The sequence below is a fragment of the Gemmata sp. genome (assembly GCF_051859125.1).
GTDB lineage: Bacteria > Planctomycetota > Planctomycetia > Gemmatales > Gemmataceae > Gemmata.
Map to the genome: position 1 here is coordinate 1 of NZ_JBHYGG010000297.1, position 14,269 is coordinate 14,269.

Here is a 14,269-nt window from a genome sequence, read left to right on the forward strand (position 1 = left end):
GCCCCGCGTGAGGCGAACGATTCAAGACCAGGCACGCCCGAACCGAACACACCTCCCGAAGGGGACGACGATGAGGAATCGCATCACGCGGCGGCACGCCCTTCGGGGCCTCGGGGCGGTCGTGTCGCTCCCGTTCCTGGAGTGCATGGTCCCCGCCGGCGCACGCGCCGCGGCCGCCAAGCCGCCCGTGCGGCTCGTGTGGCTGTACGCGGGCAGCGGCATGTTCATGCCGGCCTTCAAGCCGGCGGTCGTCGGGAAGAACTGGACCGACGCGAAGGAGTTCCCCGCCGACACGATGCTGTCGAACAACGTGAAGATCGCCCCGGAGGTGAAGCCGCTCGCGACGCTCGACCCGCTCCTGCCGTTCAAGGCCGACGTGTCGATCCTCAGCGGGCTGTTCCACCAGGGCGCGTTCACCCGCGGGACCGTCGTGCGGCACGGCCAGGACCCGATGTGCCACCTGACCGGGGCCGACCTGTTCCGCGTGCCCGGGATCGCGAGCCGGAACAGCGTGTCGGTCGACCGGGTCGCGGCCCGGCACCTCGGGCAGCACACGCGGATCCCGTCGCTGGCGCTGTCGCACGACCGGAACATGACCATCAACTACACCGAGACGGGCTCGCCGGTCCCGTGCGACTGGAACCCGTGGGACGTGTTCCAGCGGCTGTTCAGCGGCCCGACCGCGGCCGAGAAGGCGCAGGCCGAAACCCGCTACCTCCAGAAGAAGAGCGTGCTCGACGCGGTCGTCGCCGAGACGAAGGCGCTGCACGGGGCGCTCGGCGCCGCCGACCGGGAGCGGCTCGACGAGTACCTCACGCAGCTCCGCGAGATCGAGGAGCGGGCGGTCCAGGCGCGGAAGTGGGAGGGCGTCCCGCTGCCGACCGTTCCGGCCGGGGTCAAGCCGCTGCCGAAGGTCGCGGGCGTCGGGCAGACGCTCGACCTCGGCAACCCGCAGGCCGCCGCCGGCAACTTCGGCCCCCGGGTCCGCCTCATGCTCGACGTGCTCGTGCTGGCCCTCCAGACCGACCAGACGCGGGTCGCCACGGCCGTCCTCGGGCACATGGGCGACGTGTACAAGGAGGAGAAGCTCAACGACGCCTATCACGGGTACACGCACGGGATCAGCGGCCCCGGCGGGCAGGTCGGGATGGCCGCCGTCGACCGCCTCCGCATCGGCCACGTCGCGTACCTGCTGGGCCGGATGAAGGCGGTGCAAGAGGCCGACGGCTCGACCCTGCTCGACAACGCGCTGGTCCACTTCGGCGGCGGCATGGGCACGTGGCACGAGTCCACCGACCTGGCGAACCTCGTCGCGGGCCACGGCGGCGGGCAGTTCAAGATGGGCGAGCACCTCGACTGCAAGAAGGCCCCGCTCGCCGGGCTGTACGTCACCATGCTCCAGGCGGCCGGCGTGCCGGTGAAGCGGTTCGCCGACGCCGCCGCGCCGCTGGGCCTCGGGTGACCGCGGGCGTCACTTCGCCACCTCGACCGTGACCGCGAACTTCCGGACCAGCCCGGTCGCGTCCCGCTGCGTCACGGTCGGCCCGCTCGGGGTGAGGAGCCGGAACTCGAGCGGGAACGTCCCCTCGCCGGTCGCCGTGTACGCGAACCGGTACGCCCCGACGCTCTCGTCGGGCGCGCCGGGGGCGGGGGCGAACCGCGGCCGCCGGCCGGGGTCGGCCGGGACCAGCGCCGCGGGCACTTGGCCCGCCTCCCAGCCGTGCAACTTCTTGGTGCTCGCCAGCCGCACCTCGAACGTCTCCCCGACCTTGATCTTCACCGCCGCCGGGCCGCCGTTCGGGTCCTCCGTCACGACGACCGGGGCCGGCACCTCGACCGCCTTCTCGGCGACCGTGAACTCGACCGGGTTGCTCTCCAGTTCGCCGCTCCAGTGCGGGACCGGGTTGTTGTCCTTGATCGCGGGGAACGACAGCTTGACGACCGCCGTGTACTTCCCGGGGGCGAGTGCGTCCAGCGGCTTCGGCGGGACGCTCTGCCGCCCGGCCCACACGAACGGCCCGCGGACCGCCTTCGGGTACGCGAGTTCGACCCGCAGCGGCCCCTTTTCCGGGTCGAGCCGGAACGACTGCCCGACGGGCCGCGCCGCGTACGCGAACGGCCCGGACGTCCACCGGCCCGCCCCTTCCGCCGCCGCGACCACCCAGGTGTCGGTCGCGAGGTCCACGTCGTGCAACCGGACCGCCGTGCCCGAGGTGTTGGTGAAGGTGACCTCGAACAGTGGCCGCTCGCCGGCCGCGAACGCGACCTTCGTGGGCCGCACCACGACGGTCAGCCCGTTCTTCTCGGCCGGGGCGGACGCCTTCACGGGCGGCTCCGGGGCCGGGGCCGCCTTGGGGACCGGGGCACGCGCCGCGACGGGGACGGCCGGCGGGACCGCCGGGGCCGCCGGCGGCACCAGGACCGCGGCGACCCCGCCCCCCGCCGCGGCGAGCAGGCCGAGCGCGACCCCGGCGAGTTTCAGCTTCTTCCAAAACAGCATGGCGCACTCCTGATCGGTGAGAGCGGCGACCGACGCCGGCGGGGTGCCGGCCGTCGCCAGGTGAACGGTGGCGGTCGCGAGGTCGAGCGGGACCGCGGCGGCCGCCCCCGGGACGAGCGCGGCGACCACGCCGACCCCGAGCGTGAACCCGCGGCGCGCCAGGCGGTCGCGGAGCGCGTCGCGGCCCTGCTGGAGTCGGCCCTTCACGGTCGTTGCGGGGAGCCCGAGCGCCGCGGCCGCCTCCTCGACCGTGCGGTCGTGCAGGCAGCACAGGACGACCGGCAGCCGCAGCTTTTCGGGCAGCCGGTTCAACTCCTCGTCCACCGCGCCCCGGAGTTCCGCGACGCTGACGCGGTCGTCCGGCGGCGTGTCGGGCCGGGGCGGGGTGCGGGCCTCGTGGCGCCGGCGGCGCGCGGCCCGCACCCTCGCCCGCAGCGCGGTCCGGTACGCGACCCCGTACAGGTAGTTCGCGACCGACTCGCGCCACCCGCGGGCCGCCGCCTGCCGCGCGAGGACGAGGAACGTCGCCTGGAACGCGTCGTCGGCGTCGGTCGCGTTGCCCAGTACCCGCCGGCACACGCCGCGGACCATCGGCCCGTGCCGGTCCACGAGTCGGCCGAACGCGGCCGCGCGGTCCCCGGCGGCGAACGCCTCCAGGAGCTGCCGGTCGGTCGCGGCGGAGTCGTCCCCCCGCCGGATCAACCGGGCGACGCTGCCGAGCGGTCCACGCGCCATGCGGTCCTCCGGGGGTTCGTTCACCGAGTAATGCCCGCCCGGCCCCGGGCGGAAAAAGAAAAGTGACCGCCGGTCCGTTGGGCGCTCCGGTCTACCCCCGCGGTGCCCTCGGCCCATCCCGAACAACCGCGCCCCCGGGGCGTGCGAATCGGGGCGATTTGGTCAATTCGGGTTACTCCGGAAGAGTGCGAAGGTAAAGTCGGGAGTAGGGGTTCGATCACGGTGCGGGAGGGAATACTGTGCGAAAGTTTCTCCTGGTGCTCATGGTGTTCGTCGGGCTGGTCGGGGCCGGCCAGCGCGGGCTGGCCTGGGACTACATCCCCAAGGGGCCGACGCCGCAGACCGCGGCGTTCCCCGCGATGTGCCCGCCGGGGTGGTACACGAACACGTACTACTACGCGTGGCAGTACCCGTGGTTCGCCAACTACAACTACAGCCACGGGCCGTACGCGAACTGGATGGCCGGCGGCGGGTTCGCGAGCTACGCCAACCTCGGGCCGTACCCGATGACCCACGGCGTGTGGACGCCGCCCCCGGTCGACCGCGGCACCCCGTGCGGGGGCACCGCGGGCGCCGGGGGGAGTGGCGGCACCGGCGGCAGCGGTAGCGGCACCTGCGCCCAGGGCACGGTCACGGTGAACCTCCCCGCGGACGCGAAACTGAGCTTCAACGGCACCCCCGCGACCGGCACCGGTGCGGTGCGGACGTTCAGCACGCCGGCGCTGGAGCGCGGCACCGACTACGCCTACGAACTGACGGCCGAGGTGGTCCGCGACGGGAAGACCGAGCGCGTCACCGAGCGGGTCGTGGTCCGCGCCGGGGAGAAGGCGACCGTGACGCTGGACCCGCGGCCCGGCGTGGTCACCGCCGTCGGGGCACGTTAACGACGAGCGGACGCCGGGGTTCGGTCCGGTGGCTCTCAACGATGGGGCGGAACAACGGAGCGGGTGGCGGCCACGGGGTCGCCGCCCGCGTCTTCCATTCCCGGCCGACCGTAGCGCCGCCGTGGTGCGACACCAGAGACGACAGCTCTCACACCTTCGCCAGTTCCTCTTCCACCAGGCGCCGGACGACGTCGTTCGGCGCGCCCTTGTTGGCCTTCATGACCGCGCCGACGATCGACATCTTCGCCGCGTCCTTGCCCTTCTTGAAGTCGGCCACGGCCTTCGGGTTCGCGGCGACCGCCGCCGCCGCCGAAGCCCGCAGCGTGGCCTCGTCGAAGTCCGTCTTGATGCCGAGGTCCACCAGGGCCGTCTCGACGTCGACGCCCTTCTCCAGCATGTGCGCGAACGCCTTGCGCTTCGGGTCCTGGGGCACCTTCTCGGTCTTCTTCAGGAAGTCGGTGAATGCGGCGGCGCTGACCGGGAACGCCTCGATCTCTTCCTTGCGGGTGGTGAGCAGCGGGTACACGAGGTCGCTCATGCGGTTCGCCGCCGCCTTGCCGTCGCCGACAGCCTTCGCGACCGCCTCGAAGTACGCGACCGTCGGCCGGCCCTTCGCGGTGAGCACCTGCGCGTCGTAAGGGCTCAGCCCGTACTGCGTCTGGAGCCGCGTCCGCTGCGCCGACGGCAACTCGCCCGTCTCGGCCTTCACCAGTTCGATGAGCTCGGCGGTGACGACGACCGGCACGAGGTCCGGCTCGGGGAAGTACCGGTAGTCGGCGGCCTCTTCCTTGTGGCGCTGCACCTGCGTGCGGCCTCTCGCGTCGTCCCACCCGGCGGTCGTCTTCAGCATCTTCCCGAAGCGGAAGGTGCCGGCGGTGTCCCTCTGGTACTCCTCGTAGTGCCGGGCGGCCTCGTAGGCGATCGCCCGGCCCACGCCGCGGAAGCTGTTGAGGTTCTTGACCTCGACGAGCGGCGTGGCGACGTACCCCTTCGGCTCGTCGGCCTTCGGGACGTGGATGTTGACGTTCGCGTCGCACCGCAGCGAGCCCTCCTGCATCTCGCAGTCGGAGACGCCGATCTCGCGGAGCAGCAGGCGGATCTCTTCGAGGTACGCGATCGCCTCCTCGGGCGTGTTCATGTCCGGCTGCGACACGATTTCGAGGAGCGGGGTGCCGGTGCGGTTCAGGTCGACGAGCGTGTCGCGGCCCTTGCCGGACTCGTCGTGCAGGTTCTTGCCGGCGTCCTCTTCGAGGTGCGAACGGATGATGCCGATGCGCTTGGCGGTGTAGTCCTTCTTCGCGTCCTTCGCGACGTTGATTTCGAGCCACCCGTCGTGGCTGAACGGGAGGTCGTACTGCGAGACCTGGAAGTTCTTCGGCAGGTCGGGGTAGTAGTAGTTCTTGCGGTCCCACTTCGTGAACCCGGGCGTCTGGCCGGGGTGCGACGCGATCTGGCAGTTGAGCGCGAGCGCCGCCCGCAGCGCGAGCCGGAAGGCGTGCTCGTTCATGACCGGGAGCGCGCCGGGGAGCCCGAGGCACACGGGGCACGTCGCGGAGTTCGGCGGGAGCCCGAACTTGTTCAGGCACCCGCAGAACAGCTTCGTCTTGGTGAGCAACTGGACGTGAACTTCCAGCCCGACGACGATCTTGTACGGCTCGGCCATCGCGACTCCCCGCTCCCTGCGCACGAATGGATCAGCAGGAATTGTAGTGGGGTCGGGTGCAACAGGGAGGGATGGCGCTTGGCGTGCAATCGCCCGGTGGTTAGAATCAGCGACTCGTCACAGTGAGTGGAGTTCCCATGTTTGCCCCGCGCCGAGCCAGGTCCGCGCTCGTTCTTCTCACCGTGCTGGGAGTAGCCGCGCCCGGCGGCTGTCAGCGGGCCGCACGCGTCATAACTGGCGGCCCGCAGGAGAAGCCGTGCCTCTTCTCGGGCACCGACGTGGCAATCACGTTCCCCGGCGAGCCGTTAGTGGACGACGGTCTGGACATTCTTGCGCAGGAGGGCTGGGGTCCGGCCCCGCCCCCGGTCCTCCGCTACGACGACCCCGGCACGGGGCTGTCCTACGCGGCCCGCGCCGCGACCGTTGACGAGTCGTCGTTCCACTTCCACTCCGACGCCGAGCTCGCCGCGGGTGCGGTCGAACCCGCGGTCAAGCGCGTCGCGGCCGGCCGGCCAGGACCGGCGACGCCCGCGGTGTCGAACGGCTACCGATCGGTCCAGGTCGTTGTGCCGACGGACACGGGCAGGGTCTACGTGATCCGCGGCGTGGCCTGCGGCCCGTCGGTGGTCGTCGCCGCAGTGTCGGGGCCGGGCCTGGACCCGGCCGATGGGCGGGTTGTGCGGTTCTTCGACTCGATCAGCGGGCCGGAAGCGCGGACCCCCGGGTGGAAGCCGGTCACCCCGCCGAGCGGTGGAGATTTCCGACCGCACGCCTGGATCCTCCCTGTCTTCGGAGCCGGGTTCGCCCCCTCTCGAAGTGCCGTCTACCTTCGTGAGGTGACGCCAGGCGGCGACTGGAACCCGGGCTGGAAAGCCGACCCGAACCACGCGGTGGCTCACCTGCATGGGCTCGCGAATTTTGCGAAGTACGACGACGGACCCATCTTCCGCTACCACTACCCGTCGTTCCGCCGCGAGGCCCAGGTGAAAGTTGAGAGATCTCACGGGTGCGTGGTCAACGACGCCGCCAACCAGCTCTACGTCCTGAGGTACGCCGGCTTCGGGCGGTACGAACCCAACCCGCACTTCCTGCTCGTTTACGACCTTGGCCCGCCGCACGCACCCCATCCCGACCCGGTCTTGGTCAAGGAGGTGCCGGCACCGCGCTTTTGCACCCCGCCGCTCGTCTCGCCGGACGGGCGACACGCGTACTGGCTCGCATGGGGTCGCGAGAGCGGCCGGGCGATCGCCGTGCGGCTCGACGCAAAGACCCTCGAAGTGAAGGAACTGCCGCTCAACAACCATTACCGGAAGCTGTGCCTCTCACCCGGCGGCCGGTCGCTGGTCGTCGCCCCATACTTCGAAGTAGGAGCGTGGAACAAGGGGCTAGTCGGGGCGGAACTCGACCCCGAGACGTGGCAGGTGCGGCGGGTGTTCAAACTCGCGAAGTCCCCGCACAGCATGGTCGTGACCGACGACTCCCGGGTCATCTACGTGACTTGGTCCAGCACGCACCACGACACCGGCCGGGTGGCGGTCCTGAACCTAAACGACCCGGAGCCGGCCGAGCGGTACCTGGACCGCCCGCCGGCGCAGGCGGGGCTGACGCTGTCGCCCGACGGCAGGCGGCTGTACCTGTCCGGTTCTGTGTGGCCGAATCAGTGGGGGTTTGCCGGCCCGGGGTTGGGGAAGGACCCCCGGGCCCTCGTCTGGGACGCGGTAGAGGCGGCCAACGGCCGCGTCCGAGAACTTGGGCACCTGCGGTCGTCCACAGCCGAACGGGTCGTCATCGGGGACGTGGTGTACCCGAGCCCGGACGGAAAGTGCCTCCTGTTCCACAGTGGGCGGGCCTACTGGCTCGGGGACGGCCCAGTACCCGAGGTCGATCCCGCCGCACGCTGGAAGCCGTGAGGGTCGAGGAACCGGCGGATCGTGATTGGCGTGTCGGACACGAAGTCGTGGTCGCACTGCTGCCGGACGAACGGCTCGGCTCTCCAGCGTGTGGACACGTTGGCTCGTTGGTGGCCGGCGACCCTTCCGATTATCCGGCCCGTACGCCGTGTCTCCAGCGGGCGACAACGGGGTCACGTCGAGTTCTTTACCAGGTCAGGTCGATACCGGAGGTGACACGGACCGTCACCGCTCCCGGGACCGGCCATGCTTTCGTCCGTCCGCCCTGCGATCGCTCGCGCGCCAGGCACCGCGGCCCCCGGCCCCACGGTCGGCGACGCCCGCTGGTGCGCGCGTGTCTTCTGGGCGTGGGTCGCGGTGCGAACGGTCGCGTGGGTGGGCCTCTCGGCGGTCGCGCTGGCGAACCCGCCGCTCGACCTGGTCGAGTGGCTGTCGTGGGGGCACTCGCTCCAGTGGGGCTACCCGAAGCACCCGCCGCTGCCGGCGTGGCTCGCGGCCGGGTTCGCGCGGCTCTCGCCGGGCGACGTGGTCGGCGTGTACCTCCTCGCGTACCTCACGGCGAGCGGGTGCTTCTGGGCCGCGTGGAAGCTCGCCCGGGAGTTCGTGTCGCCGCCGCGGGCGCTGCTGGCGGCACTGTGCCTCGAAGGGTCGCTCTACTTCACGGCCGACCCGGCCGAGTGGAGCAACAACGTCGCGCTCGACCTCGGCTGGGCGGCGGTGATCCTGTTCGGCTACCACGCGGTCCGCACGACCTCGACGCGGTGGTGGGCCGCCGCCGGCCTCGCCATCGGGCTCACGCTCCTCTGCAAGTACACGCTCGGCGTGCTGCTGCCGCCGCTCGGCGCGTACCTCGTGTTCGACCCGCACGCCCGCCGCAACTTGCGCCGCCCCGGGCCGTACGTTGCTGTGGCCGTCGCCGCGGCGGTGGTCGCCCCGCACCTCGTCTGGCTCGTGCAAAACGAGTTCATCACGCTGACCTACGCCTCCGAGCGATCGGCCGACCCGCGGTGGTACAGCCGCGTGTGGAACCCGACCGCGTTCGTCCTGGGTCAGTCGTACCACGTGCTGCCGATGCTCCTGGTCCTGTGGCCGGCCGTCGGGAAGCGGCTCGCCGCGGTCACCCCCGAAGACCGCTCGCGGGTCCGCTACCTGCACGCCGCGGTACTCGGGCCGATCGCGATCCTGCTCGCGCTGTCGGTCGTCACCGGGTGCCAGATCCGCGAGATCTGGGGCTCGCCGCTGTGGACGTTCCTGGGGGTGTGGGTGCTGGTGAACGTCGGCGGCGGGGCGCGGGAGTTGAACCTGTCCCGGGCACTGAGCCGAGCGGCCCTCGTCGCGGTCGCGATGCTGGCGGTCGCGGTGGTCAAGGTCGAGTCGCGGCCCTACGTCGACAAGCTCCCGAGCCGGCCGCAGTACCCCGGGAAGCAACTCGCCGCCGAGGTGAACCAGCGGTGGAACGCGCAGTACCCGGAACCGTTCCCGATCGCCGCGGGCGAGGCGTGGGCCGCCGGAAACGTGTGCTGCTTCTCCCCGCACCGCCCGGTGCTCTACAGCAGCGGCGCGATGGGCTACCTCGTGTTCGAGTCGAAGGCGACGCCGTGGACCAACGACGCCGACCTGAACGCCCGCGGCGGCGTGGTGCTGTGGGACGCGGCGCTTCTCGGCGACACCGTTCCGCCCGAACTCCGCCTCCGCCTTCCGCGAGCCATCGGCCAACCGGTAATCGTTCTGCCGTACCACACACGGGCGAACGTCCCACCCGCCCGCACCGGCGTGGCGTTCGTGCCGCCACAACGGGAAAGTTCGACATCCGGCGCACGAAGTCCGAAGTGACGGCGCTCGACCTTCGCGACCGGTGCGGCACCGCACGGCATCGCCGTCGCCCCCTCCAGAGCGGAGCGGGCCAGAGTTGGTCCGGAGTTTCGAGCCGAGCGGCCGAACAAGAATCTCACGAATCCACCGACGCAACAACTTACGGTGTCGCGATTTCGGACGACACGGTTTGATCTAATTGAATTTTGTCCGCAAGAATTAGGTTGATTTGGCGAAATTGATGTTCATCGGGGACGGGTGGCGCACCCGCGCCGAAACAATGAGAAACGGCTTGTGACGTGGGTCACAAGGACGAGCCTCGCCGCCCGGTGGGCCGCGTTTCGTTCGGATTTTGGGTTCCGGATTCCCCCCGCTGGGGTACTATGTGACTGAGCCTCGCGCCGGCACCGGATAGGCTCGTAAAAATCACCGGCGCACGTTGACATGTCCGACGCCAAGCTGCGTCACGCGATTGCGTTCGAAGCCGCCCGACTGATGTACGAGCGGACCGAGTCGGAGTACTTCACCGCCAAGCGGAAGGCCGCCGCGCGCCTGTGCCGCGGGTTCGTGAAGCCGACCGACCTCCCCAGCAACGCCGAGATCCGCGACCAGGTGCAGGCGTTCGCCCGCGTCCACGAGGGCGAGCGGCGCACGACCAACCTCCGCGACATGCGGCTCGCGGCCCTGTGGCTCATGCGGGTGCTGTGCCGGTTCCGCCCGCGGCTCATCGGCAGCGTCATGACCGGGCACGTCCGCAAGGGCTCCGACGTCGACCTGCACGTCTTCAGCGACCACCTCGACCCGGTCACGAGCGCGCTCGACGAGGAGGGGCTGCAGTACGACGTGGAGCGGAAGCACATCGAGAAGAACGGCGAGGCCCGCGTCTTCACGCACGTCCACGTCCACGCCGAGTTCCAGTTCGAGCTCACGGTCTACGCCGAGGACCTGGCCCACTACGTGTTCAAGAGTTCGATCACCGGCAAGGCGATCGAGCGGGCCAGCACGCGCGAGCTGGAGGAACTCATCGCCCGCGAGCACCCCGAGGTGAACCTCGACGACGCGATGACCGAGCGCGAGGAGGCCGTCGACCCGTACCAGCTCTACCGCATGCTGCTCCTGCCGCTGGAGAACGTGAAGCAGAGCCCGAAGTGGCACCCCGAGGGGGACGTCCTGTACCACCTGCTCCAGGTGTTCGAGTTGGCCCGCGACGCGCAACCGTGGGACGAGGAGTTCATCCTGGCGGCGCTGCTGCACGACGTGGGGAAGGGGATCGACCCGTACGACCACGTCGCCGCGGCGGTGCAGGCGCTCGACGGGCTCGTCACCGAGCGGACCGGGTGGCTGATCGCGCACCACATGGAGGCGCAGGCGTACAAGAACGGCACGCTCGGGGCCCGCGCCCGCAAGCGCCTGGAGGAGCACCCGGACTTCGACGACCTGATGCTGCTCCGCGACCTCGACGTCGCCGGCCGCGTGCCCGGCGCGACCGTCCCGACCGTGGACGAGGCGCTCGCGTTCCTCAAGCAGTTGGAGCGCGACAACAAGGGGAAGTAGCGCGAGTTGAAAGTTTCGAGTTTCGAGTTCAAAGTTTCGAGTTGGGGCACGGGCGTCCGGTCGGCACAATTGAGACTTTGAACTTTGAACCTTGAACTCGAAACTCCCCATGCCTCATCCCGACCTGGCACGGTTCCCGGTGGTCGTCGAGCAAGACGTGGCGTGGGGCGAGATGGACGCCTACGACCACGTCAACAACGTCGTCTACTTCCGGTACTTCGAGAACGCGCGGATCGTCTACCTCGACCGCGTCGGGTGGATGGCGTTGAAGGTCGCGACCGGCCTCGGGCCGATCATCGCCAGCACGTCGGCCCGCTACCGCAAGCCCGTGCGCTACCCGGACCACCTGTTCGTGGGGGTGCGAGCGACCGACGTGCAGACCGATCGCCTAACGTTCGAGTACCGACTGGTGAGCGCGACGTGCAACGCCGTCGCCGCGGAGGGGCAGGCGCTGGTGGTGAGCTACGACTACACCGCGGGGGCGAAGGCACCGATCCCGGAGCCGATCCGGCGGGCGATCAGCGAGTTGGAAGGGCAGAAGTGAGCGCCCACCCGTCGCGACGGGTGGGCGCGGTCGCGTGATTACTTGTTCAGGTCCATCATGAAGTAGTCGCGCGGGCTGCGGACGAACGTGTGGTTCGGGAACACGAGCGTCCCTTGCATCGGGGCAGCCGCGTTCGGGTTGTACGCCGGGCCGCCCTGGCCGTAGCCCGCGCCCGCGCTCCCGCACCCGTTGCACCCGCCGTTGCCCAGGCGGAAGAACCGCTTGAACGCCGGGTTCCAGCCGTACCGGTCCGGGGCGCGGCCGGCCGCGTCGCCCGCCCCGAGCAGCGTGCCGGGGCCGCCCATCTGGGTGAACCCGCCGCCGCCGCCCCCGGCACCCGGCTGCGGGGGGACGTACCCGCCCGGATCGGCGGAGGCGGCGCCCGCGAAAACACCAAGCCCGGCCGCGGCGGCGAGGGCGATCAAGGTCTTCCTCATGTCCGGTTCCTTGCGTGAGGAGGGTGGGTATCGGTCGGTACTCACGCAACGGGCCGGCGGTGGCCGCCGCGCCGTTGTGTGTCGAATGTATCGGTCGGTCGGGTGGGCAATCTGGAGGAAGAGTTGCGGCGGTGGGGACCTGAGGGGGGTCACCTCAGGGAAAAGAAGTAGACGACCAGGAGCCCCAGGCTGCCGGCGGCCCAACTCGCGGCCCCGCCCGCGAACGCCATGAGCCACGGGCCGGCGGGGTTCTCCTCTGCGGCCGCGGTCCGCACCGCCTCGCGGGTGAGTCGCTCCACGTCGAGGAACAGCGGCCGGTCGTCGGACAGCCACCGGAGCGTCACCGCCCGGCCGCCGTCGAAGTGGTCGACCTGAAACAGCGGCCCCGCCGCGGCCGACCAGACGTTACCCCGCCGCTCGACCGGGCGGTTGAGTTGCTCCAGCACGTCACCGATCGCGGCTTCGAACTCGGGGGCGGAGACGTTGTACACGCTGAACGACACCCGCCGCGCCGCGAGCGTCAGCGCGAGTGCGAGTGCGACGCCGAGCCCATACGCGAGGGAGAGGAGCAGCCACGTCGTCTTTTCCGAAGCCCACGCGCCCCGGAACGCTTCGAGGTTCCCCCGCACCCAGTACCGGAAGTTGGACTGGGCCAGGTGCAGGAACAGCCCGCCCCCGAACAGGACGAACCCGGACAGGCCGGCCGCGAGGGCCGCGAAGTCCCAGGGTCCGGAGACGAGCGTGGGCCGCGGGCGCCGCGCGAGAACGGCGAGGTAGAGGAGGTAGACCGAGAGCGGCGCGAGGCAGAACAAGTTGGCGAGGCAGACGACGAGGATGAACGGTGTGCCCACGGTGCATCCCGTCGCAGACAATCGTTGGCCGAACAACTTCGCTCATGATAGGTGCGACCCGATGCCGGGTCAATTCGACCGGCAATCCGGAGGAACCGGCGAACGGCCCCTTCCCGAGCGCTGGACGGGGTGCTATAGTACCCTCACACGACGCGGCGTGGAGCAGTCCGGTTAGCTCGCCAGGCTCATAACCTGGAGGTCGTAGGTTCAAATCCTACCGCCGCAACTTAAAACCCCTGGGAAACCAGGGGTTTTTTCATTGGTACTCTTCCGCTAGTTCCGTCATTTCCGCCCATTCCGGGGTTATAGGTGCCAGATAGGTGCTAGGAAATCGCCTTTGAATCTGCCCGATACCAGAACGACCCCACCCTTTTTTCTCGCCGCGAGTGACGGTGCCCCCCTCATCGCCCCAAATCAAGATTCGTTGCCGACACCGACCTTGTGATCACCGAGAACTACACCCGCACCCGGCCGCAGACCCGCAAAGAACAGGTCGAGGGGCACTCCGGCAGTGGCCGGGGTCACTGATGATGGCTGCGGAACGGGTCGCCGGGGGCGAGTGAGACTGGCAACAAGCCGCCGCTTGGCTGATGTCGCATGGGCAGGCCGGGCCGTGTGAGACTTCGGAGTGCACACCGCCCGTCATCGAGCCACGGAGTTCATGCGAACTGTCGCGAGGATCGTCCCGCGACGGCTCGCCTGGTTCACCGGGTCGATGCCGGGTTCGAGTCGCGTCGAAGACACCTCCTCCGCACCTACGACCGTGCTGAAGTCTCGGGCGACCGCACCCCGATGACCTGCACCACAGAAGCGACGCCCGTGTGGTACGCCCCCTCGTGGACTTCCCGGTCCAACTCGCGGGCGTGGACGAACTCCAGGCCGGCCAGTTCCTCGGTCAATAACCCGGCCAGCGTCGGCAGCATCCCCGGGTCTTTGGGGCCGCCGGTGCCCCGGCCGATCTGATTCGGCGTGTACGCTTCCAGGACGAAGACGCCGCCCGGCCGCAGGCCCCGAACGACCGCCGCGTGGAGCGGTACTCGGAGCCGTCGGGGGAGGTGACAAAAGACCGAAACGATGCCGACCCACGCCCCGGGCTCGATTGTGAACGCCGCGAGGTCCGCGCACGCGGTTTCGATCGTCAGGCCGCGGCCGGCGGCCAGCCGCTTCGCTTTATCAAGGCCGACCTCCGACTGGTCGACCGCAACGACCCGGTGGCCGAGGCCGGCAAGGAACGCCGCGTTGCGGCCCTCGCCCTCACCGAGTGACAGCACCGGGCCGACCGGAATGCGACCGGCTGCTGCGGCCAGGAACTCGTTCGGCTCGGTGCCGTAGGCGAAGCCGGGCTGTGCGTATCGCTCGTCCCACATCGCGCAACCTAC

11 protein-coding genes and 1 tRNA gene are annotated in these 14,269 nt (G+C 70.1%); 7 read left to right on the forward strand and 5 right to left on the reverse strand.

What is annotated here, in order from left to right:
• The first annotated feature begins 70 nt into the window (after positions 1-70).
• A complete protein-coding gene (locus tag ACTIGN_RS31570) occupies positions 71-1,462 on the forward strand; it encodes a DUF1552 domain-containing protein (RefSeq protein WP_439631468.1) in 1,392 nt (463 codons plus the stop codon).
• Positions 1,463-1,471: 9 nt separating this feature from the next.
• Here the strand turns inward: ACTIGN_RS31570 and ACTIGN_RS31575 are convergent, their stop codons facing one another.
• On the reverse strand, positions 1,472-3,235 hold the full coding sequence (locus ACTIGN_RS31575) for a sigma-70 family RNA polymerase sigma factor (RefSeq protein WP_439631470.1): 1,764 nt from the start codon (positions 3,233-3,235) through the stop codon (positions 1,472-1,474).
• Between the two features lie 239 nt (positions 3,236-3,474).
• On the opposite strand from ACTIGN_RS31575, the gene ACTIGN_RS31580 reads away from it, so the two are divergent.
• On the forward strand, positions 3,475-4,119 hold the full coding sequence (locus ACTIGN_RS31580; RefSeq protein WP_439631472.1) for a TIGR03000 domain-containing protein: 645 nt from the start codon (positions 3,475-3,477) through the stop codon (positions 4,117-4,119).
• Positions 4,120-4,267: 148 nt separating this feature from the next.
• Here the strand turns inward: ACTIGN_RS31580 and gatB are convergent, their stop codons facing one another.
• Positions 4,268-5,782, reverse strand: coding sequence for an Asp-tRNA(Asn)/Glu-tRNA(Gln) amidotransferase subunit GatB (gatB, locus tag ACTIGN_RS31585; protein ID WP_439631474.1), 1,515 nt, complete (start codon positions 5,780-5,782; stop codon positions 4,268-4,270).
• Positions 5,783-5,919: 137 nt separating this feature from the next.
• On the opposite strand from gatB, the gene ACTIGN_RS31590 reads away from it, so the two are divergent.
• The 4 genes from ACTIGN_RS31590 to ACTIGN_RS31605 all read left to right on the forward strand — a co-directional run bounded on the left by ACTIGN_RS31590 (position 5,920) and on the right by ACTIGN_RS31605 (position 11,602).
• A complete protein-coding gene (locus ACTIGN_RS31590) occupies positions 5,920-7,692 on the forward strand; it encodes a YncE family protein (RefSeq protein ID WP_439631476.1) in 1,773 nt (590 codons plus the stop codon).
• A gap of 246 nt (positions 7,693-7,938) precedes the next feature.
• On the forward strand, positions 7,939-9,525 hold the full coding sequence (locus ACTIGN_RS31595) for a glycosyltransferase family 39 protein (protein ID WP_439631477.1): 1,587 nt from the start codon (positions 7,939-7,941) through the stop codon (positions 9,523-9,525).
• A gap of 423 nt (positions 9,526-9,948) precedes the next feature.
• Positions 9,949-11,058, forward strand: a complete 1,110-nt coding sequence (locus ACTIGN_RS31600) for an HD domain-containing protein (RefSeq protein WP_439631479.1) — start codon at positions 9,949-9,951, stop codon at positions 11,056-11,058.
• Positions 11,059-11,167: 109 nt separating this feature from the next.
• Positions 11,168-11,602: an acyl-CoA thioesterase gene (locus ACTIGN_RS31605; RefSeq protein ID WP_439631481.1), complete on the forward strand. Its 435-nt coding sequence runs from the start codon at positions 11,168-11,170 to the stop codon at positions 11,600-11,602.
• Between the two features lie 38 nt (positions 11,603-11,640).
• On the opposite strand, the gene ACTIGN_RS31610 is transcribed toward ACTIGN_RS31605, so the two are convergent.
• On the reverse strand, positions 11,641-12,039 hold the full coding sequence (locus ACTIGN_RS31610; protein ID WP_439631483.1) for a hypothetical protein: 399 nt from the start codon (positions 12,037-12,039) through the stop codon (positions 11,641-11,643).
• Between the two features lie 149 nt (positions 12,040-12,188).
• Entirely contained in the window at positions 12,189-12,890 is a 702-nt protein-coding gene (locus ACTIGN_RS31615; protein ID WP_439631485.1) for a hypothetical protein, read from the reverse strand.
• Between the two features lie 151 nt (positions 12,891-13,041).
• Here ACTIGN_RS31615 and ACTIGN_RS31620 point away from each other — a divergent pair.
• A tRNA-Met gene (locus ACTIGN_RS31620) sits at positions 13,042-13,116 on the forward strand.
• A 529-nt stretch (positions 13,117-13,645) separates the two neighbouring features.
• Here the strand turns inward: ACTIGN_RS31620 and ACTIGN_RS31625 are convergent.
• Entirely contained in the window at positions 13,646-14,257 is a 612-nt protein-coding gene (locus ACTIGN_RS31625; protein WP_439631486.1) for an SAM-dependent methyltransferase, read from the reverse strand.
• Positions 14,258-14,269: the final 12 nt, after the last annotated feature.

Bases quoted from the DNA above. Each gene is read 5' to 3' on its own strand.
- ACTIGN_RS31570 (WP_439631468.1), top strand. From the start codon at position 71: ATGAGGAATCGCATCACGCGGCGGCACGCCCTTCGGGGCCTCGGGGCG.
- ACTIGN_RS31575 (WP_439631470.1), bottom strand. From the start codon at position 3,235: ATGGCGCGTGGACCGCTCGGCAGCGTCGCCCGGTTGATCCGGCGGGGG.
- gatB (WP_439631474.1), bottom strand. From the start codon at position 5,782: ATGGCCGAGCCGTACAAGATCGTCGTCGGGCTGGAAGTTCACGTCCAG.
- ACTIGN_RS31590 (WP_439631476.1), top strand. From the start codon at position 5,920: ATGTTTGCCCCGCGCCGAGCCAGGTCCGCGCTCGTTCTTCTCACCGTG.
- ACTIGN_RS31595 (WP_439631477.1), top strand. From the start codon at position 7,939: ATGCTTTCGTCCGTCCGCCCTGCGATCGCTCGCGCGCCAGGCACCGCG.
- ACTIGN_RS31600 (WP_439631479.1), top strand. From the start codon at position 9,949: ATGTCCGACGCCAAGCTGCGTCACGCGATTGCGTTCGAAGCCGCCCGA.
- ACTIGN_RS31605 (WP_439631481.1), top strand. From the start codon at position 11,168: ATGCCTCATCCCGACCTGGCACGGTTCCCGGTGGTCGTCGAGCAAGAC.
- ACTIGN_RS31610 (WP_439631483.1), bottom strand. From the start codon at position 12,039: ATGAGGAAGACCTTGATCGCCCTCGCCGCCGCGGCCGGGCTTGGTGTT.
- ACTIGN_RS31625 (WP_439631486.1), bottom strand. From the start codon at position 14,257: ATGTGGGACGAGCGATACGCACAGCCCGGCTTCGCCTACGGCACCGAG.